At 64.5% G+C, this 16,865-nt stretch carries 17 protein-coding genes; 5 read left to right on the plus strand and 12 right to left on the minus strand.

Going from position 1 to position 16,865, the window contains the following annotated elements; all coding sequences use genetic code 11:
• The first annotated feature begins 30 nt into the window (after window positions 1-30).
• Window positions 31-705 carry a helix-turn-helix transcriptional regulator gene (locus tag ACZYW1_RS14285; protein WP_463786718.1) on the plus strand — a complete coding sequence of 225 codons (675 nt, stop codon included), beginning with the start codon at window positions 31-33 and terminating at the stop codon, window positions 703-705.
• On the opposite strand, the gene ACZYW1_RS14290 is transcribed toward ACZYW1_RS14285, so the two are convergent.
• A complete protein-coding gene (locus tag ACZYW1_RS14290; protein ID WP_463786722.1) occupies window positions 706-2,394 on the minus strand; it encodes a 3-ketosteroid-delta-1-dehydrogenase in 1,689 nt (562 codons plus the stop codon).
• 100 nt (window positions 2,395-2,494) lie between these two features.
• Here ACZYW1_RS14290 and ACZYW1_RS14295 point away from each other — a divergent pair, with 100 nt between their 5' ends.
• Entirely contained in the window at window positions 2,495-3,634 is a 1,140-nt protein-coding gene (locus tag ACZYW1_RS14295) for a Rieske 2Fe-2S domain-containing protein (protein WP_463786724.1), read from the plus strand.
• Complete coding sequence (locus ACZYW1_RS14300; protein ID WP_463786726.1) at window positions 3,634-3,924, plus strand: ferredoxin; 291 nt, start codon at window positions 3,634-3,636, stop codon at window positions 3,922-3,924. The genes ACZYW1_RS14295 and ACZYW1_RS14300 overlap by 1 nt, the downstream gene beginning before the upstream one ends.
• 15 nt (window positions 3,925-3,939) lie before the next feature.
• Here the strand turns inward: ACZYW1_RS14300 and ACZYW1_RS14305 are convergent, their stop codons facing one another.
• Genes ACZYW1_RS14305 through ACZYW1_RS14320 form a run of 4 tightly spaced genes read right to left on the minus strand, consistent with a single transcriptional unit; the run spans window position 3,940 to window position 7,350 of the window.
• On the minus strand, window positions 3,940-5,016 hold the full coding sequence (locus ACZYW1_RS14305; protein ID WP_463786728.1) for a hypothetical protein: 1,077 nt from the start codon (window positions 5,014-5,016) through the stop codon (window positions 3,940-3,942).
• A gap of 47 nt (window positions 5,017-5,063) precedes the next feature.
• Window positions 5,064-6,047, minus strand: coding sequence for an alpha/beta hydrolase (locus ACZYW1_RS14310; protein ID WP_463786729.1), 984 nt, complete (start codon window positions 6,045-6,047; stop codon window positions 5,064-5,066).
• The gene (locus ACZYW1_RS14315; protein WP_463786730.1) at window positions 6,047-6,874 is read right to left on the minus strand and encodes an SDR family NAD(P)-dependent oxidoreductase; all 828 of its coding nucleotides are present in this window, start codon (window positions 6,872-6,874) and stop codon (window positions 6,047-6,049) included. The genes ACZYW1_RS14310 and ACZYW1_RS14315 overlap by 1 nt, the downstream gene beginning before the upstream one ends.
• Complete coding sequence (locus ACZYW1_RS14320) at window positions 6,871-7,350, minus strand: nuclear transport factor 2 family protein (protein WP_463786732.1); 480 nt, start codon at window positions 7,348-7,350, stop codon at window positions 6,871-6,873. The genes ACZYW1_RS14315 and ACZYW1_RS14320 overlap by 4 nt, the downstream gene beginning before the upstream one ends.
• Window positions 7,351-7,493: 143 nt before the next feature.
• Here ACZYW1_RS14320 and ACZYW1_RS14325 point away from each other — a divergent pair, with 143 nt between their 5' ends.
• Together ACZYW1_RS14325 and ACZYW1_RS14330 are read left to right on the plus strand one after the other, a co-directional pair.
• Window positions 7,494-9,416 (plus strand): flavin-containing monooxygenase, encoded by a 1,923-nt coding sequence (locus tag ACZYW1_RS14325; protein WP_463786733.1) that lies wholly within the window; start codon window positions 7,494-7,496, stop codon window positions 9,414-9,416.
• Window positions 9,413-10,300: an SDR family NAD(P)-dependent oxidoreductase gene (locus tag ACZYW1_RS14330; protein WP_463786735.1), complete on the plus strand. Its 888-nt coding sequence runs from the start codon at window positions 9,413-9,415 to the stop codon at window positions 10,298-10,300. The genes ACZYW1_RS14325 and ACZYW1_RS14330 overlap by 4 nt, the downstream gene beginning before the upstream one ends.
• A 10-nt stretch (window positions 10,301-10,310) precedes the next feature.
• Here the strand turns inward: ACZYW1_RS14330 and ACZYW1_RS14335 are convergent, their stop codons facing one another.
• The 7 genes from ACZYW1_RS14335 to ACZYW1_RS14365 form a co-directional block, all read right to left on the minus strand.
• Window positions 10,311-10,934 carry a Dabb family protein gene (locus ACZYW1_RS14335; protein ID WP_463786738.1) on the minus strand — a complete coding sequence of 208 codons (624 nt, stop codon included), beginning with the start codon at window positions 10,932-10,934 and terminating at the stop codon, window positions 10,311-10,313.
• Window positions 10,927-11,241, minus strand: a complete 315-nt coding sequence (locus tag ACZYW1_RS14340) for a hypothetical protein (protein ID WP_463787834.1) — start codon at window positions 11,239-11,241, stop codon at window positions 10,927-10,929. Before ACZYW1_RS14340 ends, ACZYW1_RS14335 begins: the two co-directional genes overlap by 8 nt.
• A 29-nt stretch (window positions 11,242-11,270) precedes the next feature.
• Window positions 11,271-12,197, minus strand: a complete 927-nt coding sequence (locus ACZYW1_RS14345; protein WP_463786740.1) for an alpha/beta hydrolase — start codon at window positions 12,195-12,197, stop codon at window positions 11,271-11,273.
• The gene (locus tag ACZYW1_RS14350) at window positions 12,194-13,042 is read right to left on the minus strand and encodes an IclR family transcriptional regulator (RefSeq protein ID WP_463786742.1); all 849 of its coding nucleotides are present in this window, start codon (window positions 13,040-13,042) and stop codon (window positions 12,194-12,196) included. The genes ACZYW1_RS14345 and ACZYW1_RS14350 overlap by 4 nt, the downstream gene beginning before the upstream one ends.
• Window positions 13,043-13,167: 125 nt before the next feature.
• Entirely contained in the window at window positions 13,168-14,634 is a 1,467-nt protein-coding gene (locus ACZYW1_RS14355) for an FAD-dependent oxidoreductase (RefSeq protein ID WP_463786743.1), read from the minus strand.
• Window positions 14,631-15,539: a biphenyl-2,3-diol 1,2-dioxygenase gene (gene bphC, locus ACZYW1_RS14360; protein WP_463786745.1), complete on the minus strand. Its 909-nt coding sequence runs from the start codon at window positions 15,537-15,539 to the stop codon at window positions 14,631-14,633. Before bphC ends, ACZYW1_RS14355 begins: the two co-directional genes overlap by 4 nt.
• 11 nt (window positions 15,540-15,550) lie before the next feature.
• Window positions 15,551-16,735, minus strand: coding sequence for an acyl-CoA dehydrogenase family protein (locus ACZYW1_RS14365; RefSeq protein ID WP_463786746.1), 1,185 nt, complete (start codon window positions 16,733-16,735; stop codon window positions 15,551-15,553).
• Window positions 16,736-16,865 lie beyond the last annotated feature (130 nt).

Consider the following 16,865-nt stretch of genomic DNA (forward strand, 5'->3'; position numbering starts at 1 on the left):
GGTCGCGACCCGGGTTGTTAGCCTGGCCAAATGGAGGACGACGCTTCGCCCGGCAAGCCGAATCTTGCGGCGACCAGCTGGGCGCTGCTCGGCATGTTGTCCTACGAGCACGAGCTCTCGGGCTACGACATCCGCAAGTGGATCGACTGGAGTATGCGGTTCTTCTACGGCAGTCCGGCCTACAGCCAGATCTACTCCGAGCTCAAGAAACTGGAGAAGCTGGGCCTGGTCACCTCCCGGGTCGAGAACACCGGCGGCATCCGTAATCGCAGGTTGTACAAGATCACCAGTGCGGGGCTCGACGCAGTAACCCGTTGGGCGAATGAAGCGCCTGTCGACCCACCAACCCTCAAGCACGGCCCGCTGCTGCGGGTCACGCTCGGGCATCTTGCCGGTCCGGAAAGGCTCAAAGAGGTCCTGCAGGAGCACTTTGCGTACGCCGACGAGATGCACCGCAAGGCCGCCAAAGATGCGCGGTGGGCCGGTGCCGATCCGTCCTGGGCGTACGCACGTGTAGCGCTGGAATGGGCGGAGCGGTATTACGCCAACGAGCGGGAGCTAGCCCTGAAGACCCTCAAAGAACTGGACGAGGCGGAAGCTGCCTTTCCTCAGCCCGGTAAAGCTGGTGGTGCCAAGATCCCCTGGCCACCACCAGAATTCTGGTACGAAATCGAAAAGAAAGCCGACGCCGAGGAACCGGACTGATCATTCCCCGGCGGCGTGCCGGGCGGCGATGTAGCCGTACACCAGTCCTTGGGCGATCGTCGCACCCGCGCCGGGGTAGGTGTTGCCGAACGCATTGGCCGCGGTGTTGCCGATCGCGTACAGACCACCGATGACGCTGCCATCTTCGCGCAGCACCCGAGCGCGGTCATCGGCGCGCACACCGCCGCAGGTGCCCAGATCGCTGAGCAACATCTTCACCGCATAGAACGGACCTCGATCGAGTGCGCGCAGGTTGGGGTTCGGGCCGATGGTGGGATCGCCGTAGTACCGGTCATAGGCGCTGTTGCCGCGGCCGAAGTCAGCGTCGCATCCGGCCCGCGACATCTCGTTGAACCGCGTCATCGTGGCCATGAATGAAGCGCGGTCAACGCCGATTTTCTCCGCAAGATCGCCGAGATCCTGTGTTCGATAGGCAATTTCGGCCGCATACCATGACCGTGGTATCGGCATGCGCGGAAAGAGCGCGCCGGCGAAGACGTAGCTGTCACGGTACTTCTGATCGAAGATGATCCACATGGCTTCCACCGGGCTACCGGTTCGTTCGCGCTCGAGCAGCAGCTGCCCGAAGGACATGTAGTCGGTTGCCTCGTTGATGAAACGGGTGCCGCTTTGGTCGATGATCAGACACCCCGGCAACGATCGCTCGGCCAGCATCACCGACGGGGTGGCTCCGGGCAACGGTGCGACAGCCGGAAACCACCACGCCTGATCCATCAGATCGATTGCGGCGCCGACGTCTTGGGCAGCGTGGATCGCGTCGCCGGTATTGGTGTCGGCGCCGAAACTCAGGTGCTCACCCAGGGATTCGGATTGGAATTTCTTTCGCAAGGTCATGTTGTGGTCGAAGCCGCCGGCAGCGAGCACCACCCCGCGCCGTGCGGAAACCGTGACCTGGCGCCCGTCATGATTCAACAGCGCACCGGTGACCCGTCCGTTGTCGAACGTCAGCTGCGTCAATTCGGTGTCAGTCCATATCGGGATACCCGCCTTCAGCGCACCGCCGAACAGTCCTGCGGCCAAGGCCTGCCCGCCGGCGACGTAGCGTCGGCCGAGTGCACGTCCGCCCACTCCCTGCGCCAGCCGTTTGGCGATGGTAGGCAGGCCTTTTCGTGGGACACGGGCCATCAGGTTCATCCACCGGTAGTCCGCTGTGGTGGTGGGCATCGGGATCTTGACTTCCATCACGCCGGGCCGTAATCGAGCTCGGTGCTCACCCAGGATCGCGGTGTCCAGCGGGCGGCATTCGCAGGTGCGCCCGCCCGCGGTTCCGCCGGGCAGCTCCGGGTGGTAGTCGGAGTAGTCCTTGGCCCACGTCAATCGAATCGGGGTGGTTCGTCGAAGCATCTCGACTGTCGCGGTGATGTTGCGCAGGAAGGCGTCGGAACGAGCGGCGGGAGCACTGTCTGCCACCACGGATCGCAGATAAGTCGTCGCGCGCTCCAGGCTGTCGCCGGCCGCCTTCTCCGCCAGGATCGGGCTTGCCGGTAACCACACCGCCCCGCCCGATCGCGCGGTCGATCCCCCGACATACCGCGACTTCTCGACGATCAACACCGACAGTCCGGCTTCGTGCGCTGTCAGTGCAGCCGCTATTCCTGTCCCGGACCCCACGACAAGAAGGTCGACGGTGATGTCGTCCTGGATTTCAGTGGGCAGGCCTGAGGTCATGGAGCTGACATTAGGTCGTGTATTGGTCGCGGCGCGTGCTTTTTCCCTGCCAGCGGGAGGTCGGCCGCTACAACCCCGTCGTCGGTTGTAGAACATCCTGATGACCTTGCAGTCGTACACCGAAGAGATTCGCCAGATCGAAGCCACGCCGTCCCCGGCCAGATTCGCCCGCGGCTGGCACTGCCTGGGACTGACCAAAGACTTCGGCGACGGCAAGCCACACGGCGTCAACGCTTTTGGACGAAAGCTGGTCGTGTTCCGAGGCGGCGACGGCACGATCAATGTTCTCGACGGCTACTGCCGTCACATGGGTGGTGACCTCACGCAGGGGGAGGTGAAGGGGAACGAGATCGCGTGCCCGTTCCACGATTGGCGCTGGGGCGGCGACGGCCGCTGTAAGCGGGTGCCGTACAGCAAGCGGGCACCACGACTGGCCCGCACCGCGAAATGGACGACGTTGGAACAAGACGGCATGTTGTTCGTGTGGAACGACCCCGAAGGCAATCCGCCGCCGCCCGAGGTGGCGATCCCGCTGATCGAGGGCGCGGTCAGTGACGAATGGACCGATTGGCATTGGTACACCACGACTGTCAGCACCAACTGTCGGGAGGTGGTCGACAACGTCGTCGACATGGCGCACTTCTTCTACATCCACGGCTCACTGCCGACACACTTCAAGAACATCTTCGAGGGGCATGTGGCGACCCAGTACATGAACAGCCAGGGTCGACCCGACCTCGGTGACACCGAGGGAGCCCCGATGCTCGGTACCACGTCGGTGGCGTCCTACTACGGGCCGTCTTTCATGATCGACGACTTGACATACCACTACGAAGAGGCCGACCACCACACCGTGCTGATCAACTGCCACTACCCGATCGACGCGAATTCCTTTGTGCTGCAGTACGGCATCATCGTGAAGAAGTCTGCGGCACTCCCCGAAGATCTTGCGGCACAGACCGCGATAGCGCTCGGCGACTTCGTCAAGATGGGCTTCGAACAGGACGTCGCGATCTGGAAGAACAAAACGCGGATCGACAATCCGCTGCTGTGCGAGGAAGACGGCCCGGTGTATCAGCTTCGACGCTGGTACGAGCAGTTCTACGTCGACGTTGCGGATGTGACGGCGGACATGGTGGACCGTTTCGAGCATGAACTGGACACCAGTTGCCCGCGGGCCGAATGGCTGGAGATCGTCGAGAAGAACATGGCCGACCGATCGGTGGCGGGGACTGTCTGATGACGGTCCGGGTCGATGAGCGACTATCCCAGTGCCCGCTGGTACCGGTGGCCTGTCGTCGCTGTGGAAGCGATGTGCTGGTTCGAAAGAGCAGCTGGAACCAGACCAGCGTGCAATGGAACGCCGAGGCGTCGGCTCGATGCCTGGAGCGCAACAGTAGTCAGAACCTCCCCGCAGACTCGGGGCGCGGCGTGTTCATGGCCTGCTCGGCGTTGACCGAGTCGATTGTCGAAGCAGTACGCGACGGCGACCTGTCCGTGGTCGATGAGACCTTTGACTCGGCAACGTAACTGAGTCACACGCGATCAGGTCAACTGGAAGGAGCTGATCGGTGCCTCGGCCGGATACGTCGACGGTCCGCCGATGTCGTAGGCGGAATTGAGCGCGGCGATGAACACCGGATCGTGCAGCGGCTCACTCGGAATGTCGAGCTTCATCCCCTGAGAGTTGACGTCGTCGACCATGATGTCTATCGCCTTGTCGACGGTCAGGTCGTCGGAGTTCTCCATGTTCCTCTTCAGCTCGTCGAAGTCGGCGAAGACGTCCGCTGACCAGTGCACCAGGAACCGCAGCTGGTCGGTGTGGTGGCGGGCGATGACCTCGTCGCCGGTGGTCAAAAGCCAGTGGTCGCGGTCGCTGGGGTCGCCGGCGAATACCGTGTCGAATCCCAAATTGACTGGAATCTGTTGCTCCAGAGGCCCATTGGCCTCACCGCGGTGCACCATCATCTCGTTCTGCACTACGACGCCGCGGTTGTTGATCGGCGGAAGGACACGTTCGGGAGCCTCGAGCGGTCCGCACGGCCAGTAGGTGAATCCGCTGCCGGCGTCGAGGGAGAACCAGGTGATCACCTGGGCCATTTTGACCAGGTAGTCGTTGAACAAACCGGACTTGCCCATCACACTGGTCAGCCAGGTCGGGGCGTTCTCATGCCGTACGCCGCGGAAGCTCGGCGAATCCAGATGACCTGGATCACGATTCGCACACGGCCCGTTGATGTTGAACAACATCATCTGCGGCTTGGCATACTCGGCGCCCCAATAGCTCTTGGCCATCTCCACGAACCGTGCGTTGTAGAAGCAGTCGTGCAGTTGCGGATAGAGCACCGTGCCGTAGTTGGCGAGGTAACCGCGGAAGGTGGGGGTGAGGAACAGGTCGAGCGAAGGGGTGAACCCCTCGGGGAAGGCGCCGCTCATCGTGGCCATCAATTCATCGGCCGACGCGAAGTGCTGCGCGATGATCAATTTCCACGGGCCGTCGGTGCGCACGACATCGAGCAGACGCTCGCGCTGATCGTCGGTATAGACATTGTCGATCTCGCGTGGCGGAGCGGCCGGTCGCAGTACGTCGGAAAGTTCCGTCCGGCGTTCATCGGTGAGCATTGGCCATCTCCCTCTAGCAGTGTGGGTTGCCGTGATTGTGCGCAGACTCACCGCGCGGTGGCTGCTCCGTGTCCGGTGATCGGGACGTTGAATCGTGTTGTCCCAGCGAACCTCGCGCGAAGCTGCGCGCCGACCTCGGCGATGGCCAGTCTGCCGCGCGCGGTCGCGTCGGGCCGCATCAGAAATCCGTGGTAGACGCCGGGGTAGCGGGTGAGAGTGGTCTGCACACCGGCGTCGCGGAGGCGAAGTGCGTAGCGCTCACCCCAGTCACGAATCGGATCGCATTCCGCGGTCACCACGATCGCCGGTGGTAGGTCGCACAAGTTCTCGGCATAGGCGGGAACCAGATACGGGTCCCGTACCGGTCCGGCGTCGCCGTCCACGAGTTCGTGCATGTAGTCGATGTCGTCGCGGCCGAGCATCGGTGCGTCGGACATGGTGGTGATCGAGGGCACGGTCATATCGCGATCCAGGCCGGGGTACAGCAGCACCTGCCCGCAGATCGTGGGACCGCCCCTGTCGCGCGCGGCCAGTGCGACGCCGGCTGCCAGTGCCCCACCTGCACTGTCGCCGATCACCGCGAGACGTTCCGGGTCGACGCCGATGTCGTCGGCACTCCGCGACACCCACCCCACCGCAGCGAGGGCGTCGTCGAATTGTCCGGGCGGGGGGACCTCCGGCGCCAACCGGTACGCCACGGCGACCACCGTGGCGGCCGACGTCGACGCCAGCGCGCGGGCAAGTGGCTCGAACGAATGGTTCGAGCCCATGACGAGGCCCCCACCGTGGAAGTACACCAGTACGGGCTGCACGGAATCAGTTGTCGGACGGTAGATCCGAACATTCAGAGTGCCACCCGGCCCCGGTATTGCGGCGTCTGTGACGGCGGCCATCTCGGGCATGTCGTCGGGTAGCGGGGCGGTTTCGACAGCAGCGCGCACCGCCCCCAAGCCTCGCTGCCGCATCGGCGCAACGTCGCCGAATGACGCGACGCGTACAGCGGCATCGGGGTCCAGCGCGGGGGTGGCCATCAGATCGTCGGGGCTCGCTGGGCGGCAAGGATATTCGCCCGGTCTGCCATCGCGGCACCAACCGAATCCTGCGTCAGAAGGTAGAAGTTCCCGGCGGCGGACTGCTCGAACACGGTCTTCGCGGCAGCCAGCGGGTCCATCGCCGTGGCCTTGATGCGCAACATCGCCGAACGCTGCGCGTCCGCAGCGGCGACGTCACCGCTGTCGACCCCGCCCGCACGTTCGAAGATGTTCGACACCACAGCGCCGGGCAGCACCGCCTGGACGTGGATGTGATGGGCATGGCCCGCGGACTGGACATCCAAATGCAGGCATTCAGTCAACGCCAGCACCGCGTGCTTACTCATGATGTAAGGCGCCTGCAGTGGAATTGCCACCACCCCGCCGACGGACGACAGGTTCCAGACCCACGCCGGCGCGTCGCTGTACATCATCCTCGGCATGAAGGCCCGTACACCGTGAAATACGCCGCTGACGTTGACATCGACCACCCGTTGCCAATTGGCGATCGGCGTGTCCCACAGATATCCGAACTGTTCGATTCCGGCGTTGTTGACCAGAAGGCGTACCGCACCGAACCGGCGGTAGGTGTCCTCGGCGAGGCTTTCGACGGCGCGGGCGTCCCGGACGTCACACACGATGTGGTGCGCGGCGCCATCCGCCGCGGATATCTCGTCGCGCAGCCGCTCTATCGCTTCGGCGTCGATGTCGGCCAGCACGACCGTCATTCCGAGGTCACTCGCGTATCGGGCTATGCCCGCACCGATCCCGGCCCCTGCCCCAGTGATGACAGCGACACCGCCGGAGAATGTGTCCCGCGCGCTCACGACCCCGTAGCAGTGTCGACGGTGAGCTCAGACAGCTGAACCGAATTCCGGGTGTCCAGAACGACTTCCATGTCGGTGAAGACCAGGCCTGACGCGCCGCGCCGAACACCCACATCGACTACTCCGCTTGACACAGCGAATGGCACGAAGCCGGCAATCTGGTTCACCAGAATGTAGAACCGCGCCGTGGTGGTCACGCCGTCGCTGCCGGTGCGGTGCACATTCGTAGCGTGATGGCGCAACGGATAGGGGCTCTGCTTGCGATGGGAGATCAGCCACGTCATCACCGCGTCACGTCCGTCCAGGTCGGGAGACATGAGCTCCTCGAATGGACTGGCGCCGCTGTCACTTCGCGTCAGGTAGTGCACGTCCTCGGCGTAGGTCGCCGCCAAGTCGTCGTAGTGGGCCTCGTCGTAGTGGTACCAGAAGCCGGCGATGAATTCCTGGAGCTCCGATAATGTGATGTCGTTCGGCATGCCGTGAGTCAACTCTGGTGTCAGGTGGGTTGCTGCGCAGTTGTCCGATCAGTGGAACACTGCCTGCCGTCATCGGTGTGCCGCCTCCCACTGAGTAGACAACTCGACGCCGGATGCGGCCACCGAACTCGATACTCGACGGCATGACCTCAGCCACGGGATCACTGTCGACACCGAGCCCGACTGACGTTGACGAACTTCGAGACAACCTGCGGCAGGCCGACCCCGGGGTCCTGACCGCGGTGCTGGCTCAGCTGACCGGCGATCCCGGGGTGATCGACACCTTTGCGCCCAACATTTCACACGTCCCCGATACGCCGGAGCGTGCCGGTGTGACTGATCCCGACACCGCTGCCGCATTGATCGACGACATCGTCGATGCGCTGGGCCGGCCCCGGAACGGTGACGCGGTGCCCGCCTGCGACCGAGACTTCTTCGCACGGCTGTTGCCGATCGCGCTGGGTTCACCCGTCGATGACGAGCAGGTGGACCTGTTACTCGAGCAGGGCGGATTCCAGCGCTCACAGCCGACCCTGCCACGGTGCGTCCCGATCCCTGACAGCGTCGAGATCGCCGTTGTCGGAGCAGGTATCGCGGGAATCAGCGTCGCGGTGGCGGCCGCTGCAGAAGGTGTGCGGTTTACGCTCTTCGACCGCAACGCGGAGGTGGGTGGGACCTGGTACACGACGGTGTATCCCGGTATCGGTGTCGACACTCCGTCGGCGTATTACTCGCTGTCGTGTGAGCTGAACCCGGACTGGACCAGTTACTACCCACAGGGAGCGGAGTATCAGCGCTACCTGATCAAGCTGGCGGACAAGCACCGGCTGCGCGACCACACCCGATTCCACACCGAGGTAGAAGCGTTGTGGTGGGACGAGGGCCGCAACCAATGGCAGCTCCATACGGTCGATGCCGACGGCCGGCGTGATATCCACTACGCCACGGTGGTGGTGACCGCGGCGGGTTATCTGAACCGGCCGCGCTGGCCCGACCTCAAGGGTCGGGAAACGTTCGCGGGCAAGAGCATTCACTCGGCCCGGTGGGATTCTGCGGTGGATCTCACCGGCAAGAAGGTGGCGGTCATCGGCGCCGGCTGCACCGCGGTCCAGATCGTCGACGCCTGCGCCGACCAGGTCGATCACCTGACCGTGTTCCAGCGCCAACCACATTGGGTCGCGCCGAGAAAGCGACTCACCGACGACGTGCCGGCACACAAGCGATACCTGGGCAGGCATCTGCCGTACTACGCCAAGTGGAACCGGTTGAAATCCTATTGGGGCACAGCGGATAACAACTACCCGGTCATCTTGCAGGACCCGGACTGGGCCAAAGACCACCTGTCGATCTCGGCGGCCAACGACGTCCTGCTGCAGATGTGTCTGGATTACATCGACCGCACATTCGGGAAGGGCACCGAACTCGCGATGAAGGTGACCCCGGACTTCGCGCCTTATGGCAAGCGGATCATCCGCGATCCGGGCGGCTACTACGCGGCTTTGACGCGCGACCACGTCGACGTCGAGGCCAGCGAACCAGCCGAGGTGAACGCGAAAGGCATTGTCACCCAGTCCGGTCGGCAGGTCGACCTCGATGTCATCGTCTACGCGACCGGCTACCACCTGGACTTCCTCTCCACGATCGACATCCGCGGCCGCAACGGCAGAAAGCTGGTCGACGAATGGGGCGACAGCCCGCGGTCCTACCGAGGTGGGACGGTTCCCGGCTTCCCCAATCTGTTCACCATGTCCGCGCCGAACTACAGTCCCGGCCACGGCGCGGGCGCGAACTTCTCGATGGAGGTGCTTGCTCATTACATCCTCGAGTGCCTCCAATTGATGGCGATGCGCGGCGCCGCCACGATGGAGGTCACTCGGCGGGCGTACGAGAAATACGTCGCGGAGATCGACGAGGCGATGAGCGGCACGGTGTGGTGCCATACGCCGAGTGCTCACACCTACTACCGGTCCGGATCGGGCCGGGTCGTCGTTGCGACCCCGTATCGACTGGTCGACTTGTGGCAGCAGCATCGTGCGCCGATCGAAGAGGACTTCACCCTGCGATGAGTCAATTACTCGCCGGAAGAACAGCTTTGGTGACCGGTAGCAGCCGTGGCATCGGGCGCGCGATCGCCCAACGTCTAGCGGCAGCGGGTGCAACCGTCGCGGTCACAGCGCGGGCACACCGACCTTCACCGTCCATGCGGGCCGGTGAAGCTTCCGAAATACCGGGCACCATCGACGAAACGATCGCGTTGATCGAGAACGCCGGCGGCTCGGCATTCGGACTCGTCGCCGACCTGGAGGATGGCGGAGCGCGCAACGGGCTGATCGATGCCGCGGTGGCCGCCACCGGTCGTCTCGACATCCTGGTCAACAACGCCGGCTTCGCCGATTACTCGAGCATCGAAGACATGTCGATGGAGACCTTCGACCGGACCGTAGAGCACTATCTGCGTACCCCCTTCGCCCTCACCAAGGCCGCCCTGCCATACATGCGCGAACAGCGTGCCGGTTGGATCGTCAACATCGGATCCGTCACCGGCGTAACCCCAATTCGGCCGTACCGCACGTACAACAAGACTGCGGGCGATGTGGTCTACGCGTCGTGCAAAGCGGCGCTGCACCGCTTCACTCAGGGAGTCGCCGCCGAGTTGGTCGACGACAACATCGCGGTGAACTGTGTCGGCCCGTCGACGGCCGTCCGCACTCCCGGTGCGACGCAACTGATCCCCGACGATTTTCCCACCGAGCCGGTGGAGTACCTCGCCGAGACGGTGCTCGCGATGTGTCATCTACCGGCTGCGCAGCGCACCGGTTTGGTCGCGTTCAGCCTGCACTATCCGTGGTCGCAGCAATTGCCGGTGCACAGCCTCGACGGCGCGCTGGTGCTCGAACCGTTGCAACCGCCGGCCGGTGTAAACCCGAATGTGTTGGCCGCCGGCATGTGAAGTAACGCGGTCATGGCCGGGTCGACCCCGACTCGATCTGACAGAAGCTGTGACACAGACGATCTCGGACGATCACATCGGGGCACTCTGGATCGAACCAGCGGTCCACCACCGACCAGTGGATCGGATGCATCAGATATGGGCCGGTGAGCCCGTCGACGTCGCTGAATTCCTGTTCGAAGACATGCGTCCACTGCGAATCCCCGATCGCCTCGTCGACACGGCTGAGCTGCCATGCCCTGATCGCCGGGATATATCGGGTCATCGAGCGCAACTCGTCTTCGAAGCGCGTCACGGTGTCCACCGCGGTTTCCGGCGGAACTCGCAGCAACAGGGTGCGGTACACGATGCCGTCGCCGCGACGCGTGACGCTTCCCGGATAGCTGGCCCCGTTGATTCTGGTGATTGACGGCTCAGATAGCGCATCGGTGAAAGATCCTGCACTGGTCAGCCATTCATCTCTGGAGTCGAATCTCAGGTGAATCAGGATGTCGCCACCGTTGCGTGAGCCCGGCAGCGTCGGCTCGACGAGATGGAAGCGCGCACCGATTACCCCGGCCCTCGTTCGGACCAACGCCAACATCCGGTCACGCTCGTGGGCGGCGACGTCCAGAAGTCGGGTGACGCTATACATCGCAGAGGCTGTCGACGTCGCCGGCCGCGGCAGCGAATGAGCGGGTCCGCTCGACCACGAGTTCGTCTATCCGCGACCACCATTCGCCCAGAGTCCGGTCTGATCTGCCCTTCCACGTCATCTCCCACCATGCCTGCGGACTGGGCAGAGTCCAGGTGATCGTGACGGTGTTCGACAGTTCCTCGGACCAGATCGGCGGACTGACGAGGATGTCGCGCAACGTCATGCCGCGGTCACGGGCGCCCGGCGCGTACTCGGCGAGATAGGTGTCGACGATCGTTCTGGCACAGCCGGGCTTGGTCACCATCCTGTCGATGACGAAGATCGGTCTGTCGGTCACGATTCACCCAGCAGCCGGGACAATTCCGCGCAGGCCTGCTGTCGGGCTTGCTGCGCGATGCCGAGCGTGGGCATCGTCATGAATCCGTGAATGCCGCCGTCGAAGAAGCATCGTGCGGTGGTCACCCCCGCGGCGTCGAGAGCCTCGGCGAAAGCGATGCCTTCGTCACGCAACGGGTCGTGGCCGGCGATGACGACGACTGCGGGAGGTAGACCCGTCAAATGCGCACGGAGCGGCGACGCGTACGGGTGCTCCCGGTCGGCGGCAGCAGGTACGTACTGATCCCAATACCAGCGCATCGCCGGTTCGGGGTTGTAGAAACCCTCGCCGAACAACCGATACGACTCGGTGTCGAAGTCGGCAGCGATCACCGGGTAAAGCAGCATCTGCGCCGTGACCGGACGAGTTTCGCGGTCGCGCGCCATCAACGCGGTGACGGCGGCCAGATTCCCTCCCGCGCTGTCACCGCCCACCGCAATGCGCCGCGCGTCACCCCCGAGGTTCTCCGCCTGATCCGCCGCCCACTGCGTCGCGGCGTACACATCCTCGGCAGCCGCCGGCCACTGATGTTCCGGAGCCAGCCGGTAGTCCACTGAAACCACCACTGCCGGAACACGATTGGCGATATCGCGGCAGAGGCCGTCGTGGCTGTCCAGGTCGCAGAAAACGAAGCCGCCGCCGTGGGCGTACACGAGGATCGGCAGGTGGCCGCCGTGTGCTGGCCGGTAGACCCGCACTGGGATACCGCCGGCCGGCCCCGGAACGGTCGTGTTGCGGACATCGGCCACCGGCTCGGGTTCACGGGCCGGCACGAACCGCGACTTGATGGTCGCCCGTGCCTGGGCGCCGGTCATGGTGTGAATCGGCGGGAACCCGGCGTCCAGCGCCTCGATCAGCGGGGCGAGTTGCGGGTCGAGGCTCACGCGTATTGCAAGGCCGGTGGTGCTGCTGCGGGACGATGGGGAAGCAGTGGTCGCGCCGGCTGCAGCGTTGGCGCGACCCGCCGTGGGCCGTCCTCGACATTCCGCCAGATGTTCATCGCCATCATCCGGACCGGCGCGACGAGCCGTTGGTCGAACATCATGCGGTTCATCGGTCCGCACACCGATACCGCTGCGGCCGCCGCCTCACCAGGATGGCCGATAGGAGCTGCAACGCAACCGAATCCGAGAAGGGACTCCTCGCGCTCGAATGCGACACCGTGCGCTCGTACCTTGGTCAGTTCGGCGTCCAGCTGCGAACTGCCGGATATCGAATATCTCGTCATCCGGGCGCGCAGATCCACCCCGGAATCGTCGCAGAACGCCAGCATCGCCTTGCCGACGGCAGTGCAGTGCGCAGGCTGACGGCCACCGACCCGGGTGGGGATCGCGGATGCCAGCCGATCGCCCACCTTCTCGAGATAGACGACGTCCGGCCCATCCAAGATCGCGAGATGGACGACAAGCCCAGTGGCACGGTGTAACTCACCCAACAGCGGCCGGGCCGCCCGCGCCAGACGATCCTGGTGCACAGCGAGCGAGCCCAACTCCACCAACCGCATCCCAAGTTCATAGTCCCGTCCGCTGCGACGCAACCAGCGTAGTTGGACCAGACGCTCGAGCATGCGATGCGCCGACGAACGTGGCAGCCCGGTGCGGCGTACGAGTTGGGCCAAGGTGAGGCGTCCGGGGCCGTCGAAGGCATCGAGGACCAGCGAGATCCGGTCGATGACGGCGCTCGGAGTGGCTGTCTCGGTGGCTGCACCACCGCTGACGATCTCGGGCATGGAGTCTCCGACCCTCGTATGACTACAAAGCATATGACTATTAGTCATATAAGTTGTAGCACGGCAGTGTGGCCGCTGTCACTAAAGACGGGCGGTGTTGACAGCAACGGCGACGTCGTCCCAGGTCAGCCTTTGGCTGCGGACCGCCCTGCGCGACGGCCATAGAAGCTGCCGTCTCCCAGCGATACGCCACTGGCGTAACCCCAGGCGGCGAGCCCGGCGGTCGAACGCCCCGCGGCGAACAACCCGGGAATGGGATCTCCGCTGACGTGCAGTACCTCGGCATCCAACGTGGTTGCCAGCCCGCCCAGGGTGAAACCGCCGGTGTTTTCCCGCAAATCGATGGCGCCGACCGGTGAGCCGATCGGTTTGATCCACTGAGACTTCTTGTGCAGCAACGGGTCTTCGCCCCGCTCGGCACCCTCGTTATAGGCGGCCACGGTCGCTTGCAGCGAACCCGGCGCCAAACCGATCTCGCGTTCCAGGTCGGCGATCGTGTCAGCGACCCACGTCGCTTCGCGCAGCATCAGTTTCGGCGACCACGAGGCCAGGGCTTGGTCTTGGGCGTCGCTGTCGATGATCAGGTAGGCGGTGTTGTCCTGGTGATACAGCGTGAGTTGCCCGATTCGGCCGGGGTAGGTGTCTTCCGCGACGTAGCGCTGGCCGCGGCCGTTGACCAGGATGCCGCGCACCAGTTGTTGGGGGTCGACGAAGATCGCGACCTCGGTGGCGTCCATGTGGGCCAGATCGGCTCCAAGTGCCTGCGCCATCCGGATCGCCTGCCCGTCGTGCTGCTCGATGGATGCCGCCGGACGTCCGGCGATGCGCGGGGCGAACCGCGCGACCATCGCGTCGTTGTAGGCGAAGCTGCCCGTCGCCAGTACCACGCCGGTGCGGGCCCGCACGGTCATCTCGACTCCGTACCGGCGTGCTCGCAGTCCGACGACCCGGCCGTCGGCTTCGACAATCAACGCTTGCACCCGAACGTCGTAGAGTGCGCGGGTTCCGGCTGCCGTCGCCGTCTCGACGAGCGGCTTCATCAACATGAACCCCGCACTGGCCTCGCCCTGCTTTTTGTTCTGCATCTGTGGCACGTGCCCGCGTGGGGCCGGAGTCGCAATTGTGTTGAACGGATAGGAGTTTTCGCCGCCGCTGTACATCAGCCCCTGGTCGCCCATCGGCTCCCAACCCGGCTCGGCGAAGAACTCGGGCTTGAACGGCACGCCGCATCCGACCAGCCAATCGAAGTGCGCGACGCTGCCGGTGCAGTAGTCGGCAATTCGTTGCTCGTCGGCGCCAGGTCCCATTGCGACGTTCAGGAATGCCGCCATGTTGTCGACGGAATCAGTGAAGCCGCAGGCGGTTTGCAGCGCAGTGCCGCCACCCAGATAGATGAAGCCGCCCGCCATCGATGCCGCCCCACCCCATGACCCGGTGCGCTCCAGCACCAGAACGTCGGCACCGGATCGCGCCGCCTCGACGGCCGCCGCTGCCCCGGCCACGCCGAACCCCGCGATGACGACGTCGGCCTCGTGGTCCCAGGAACTGATCGACGAGACCGGGATCGGCGTGACGTCGGTGTCGACATTCATGGCCGCATGGCTGCCGGCATCTCGCCGACCCACTGATGGCCCCAGTAGCTATCGACGGTGATTTCCTCTGCGGTGTAGAAGGTTTCGTCGACACGCAGGCCATCGGTACCGAATTCGATGTCCCAGTCGCCTGGTGCACGGACGTAGAACGACACCATCTTGTCGTTGGTGTGGCGTCCGAGTGTGGACGACAACTGGAACCCCTCGGCATTGACGCGATCCAATGCCTGACCCACCGCGTCCAGAGCATCCACCTCGACCATGATGTGGACCAGGCGGGGGTCGCGTTGATGGGCGGCGGGCACAATGGCGAGGCTGTGATGACGTTCGTTGATCCCGAGGAAGCGCACCCGCACCGGGCCGTATTCCTTGGGCAGCGGAACGCGAAATGCGCCACGTGACCGGAAACCCAGCACGTCGGTGTAGAACTCGAAGACGCCGTCGGGATCGGTCGCGGGTAGGACGACATGACCCAGGCCCTGAGCGCCGGTCACAAATGATGCGCCGAACGGCGTGACGATCGGGCTGTGATCGAGCACGGCACCGTGAAACACCTCCAGCGCCGTGCCGGCCGGGTCTTCGAAGGCGATCACCTCTTCGACGCGACGGGACTCGGCCTCGTCGGCCGACAGTTTCTTGAAGGGCACCCCGGCGCCGTCCAAGGCTGCGACGACCCGGTGCAGTGCGGGTCGATCGCGCACCTCCCAACCAACGGTGAGTACCCGGTCGGTGTCGCCCGGCACCACGATCATCCGCGCGGCCCGTTCATCCATTCGCAGATACAGCGCCGACGAATCAGGTCCTTTGCCTTCGGCGAAACCGAGCACGCCGAAGGCGAACTGACGCCACCGATCGATGTCGTTGGTGGAGATGGTGACGTAGCCGAGGCTCTTCAGATCGCTCACGATCAGTTTTCCTAGATCAGCGCCCGCAGCGGGCCCTCGGGTGGTTCGACACCGAGCGAACTGAGCGCTGCCGCGTGATAGGTGGTGCCCGGCACGTGAATTGCGTGCATCTGGCCGACATGCACGTCCCGCCAGTAACGCTGCAGCGGCTTGTCCATCCGCGCGGCGTTGCCACCGGACCGCGCAAAGATCTCGTCGACGGCGGACACCGCGCGCCATACGGCGCGGACCTGGGTGCGCCGGCCGGCGGCGCGATCGGCGAAGGACACCTCTTTGCCCGCGGCCACCATGTCGTAAATCCGGTCGGCGTTGGCGAGTAGTTCCTGGCGGGCCGCGTTGATATCGGCCGCGGCCTCGCCGACCGCGTGCATGACGTAGGGGTCGTCCTTGATGGCGGTGCCGGTGGCACCCACCCGTGCCCGCTGATAGTCCAGATGCGCGGCGAGCGCGCCCTCGGCGATGCCGATGGTCGCCGCGGAAATCCCGAGTGGGAACATCGTCGACCACGGCATCAGGTACAGCGGCTCGGTCATGCCGGCCTCGCGTTGTGCGGTGCCGTCCATCACCTTCGACGCATCCATCGTCCGGTAGGCGGGTACGAACGCATCTTTGACGGCGACATCCTTGGACCCGGTGCCGCGCAGCCCCACCACATTCCAGGAGTCGTCGATGATCTCGTAGTCCTTGCGCGGCAGGATCATGTGCAGCATCTGCGGGGGCATCAGCGGGACGCCCTTCTCGTCGCCGAGCATCGCGCCCAAGATGATCCAGTCGCAGTGATCGGTGCCGGAGCTGAATTGCCAGCGGCCGTTGAAGACATAGCCGCCGTCGACGGGCCGCGCAACACCTTGCGGCGCGTAGGGCGAGGCCATCCAGGTGTCGACGTCGTCCGCCCAGATCTCGGCGGAGACTTTCGGATCGGCGTAGGCCAGCTGATAGGGATGCACACCCACGACACCGACGATCCAACCGGCAGCTGGATCGAGTGCCGCGGTGGCCATCGTCGTCTCGGCGAATTCTCGCGGGTGGACCTCGAAGCCTTGGTATTGCTTGGTTTGCAGCAACCGGATCACACCCGCCGACTTCATCATCTTGACGGTGTCGTCGGTGAGTCGTCCGATCTGCTCGGCATTGGCGCCCTGTTCGCGCATCTGGTCGGCCAAGTCCATCACTCGGTCGAGTACACGTTCGCTCATGTTGTCGTCCTCCGGTACGTAGGCTTACTGATGGTCTACCGCAGTGCGCGCCTTGTTCGCGGCCAATCCCGATGAGCGGGCGCAAACCTCTGCCGTCGAATGCGGTGTCCAATGACCGGGAAACCACGGT

The sequence above is a fragment of the Mycobacterium sp. IDUB_36 genome, from assembly GCF_055419225.1.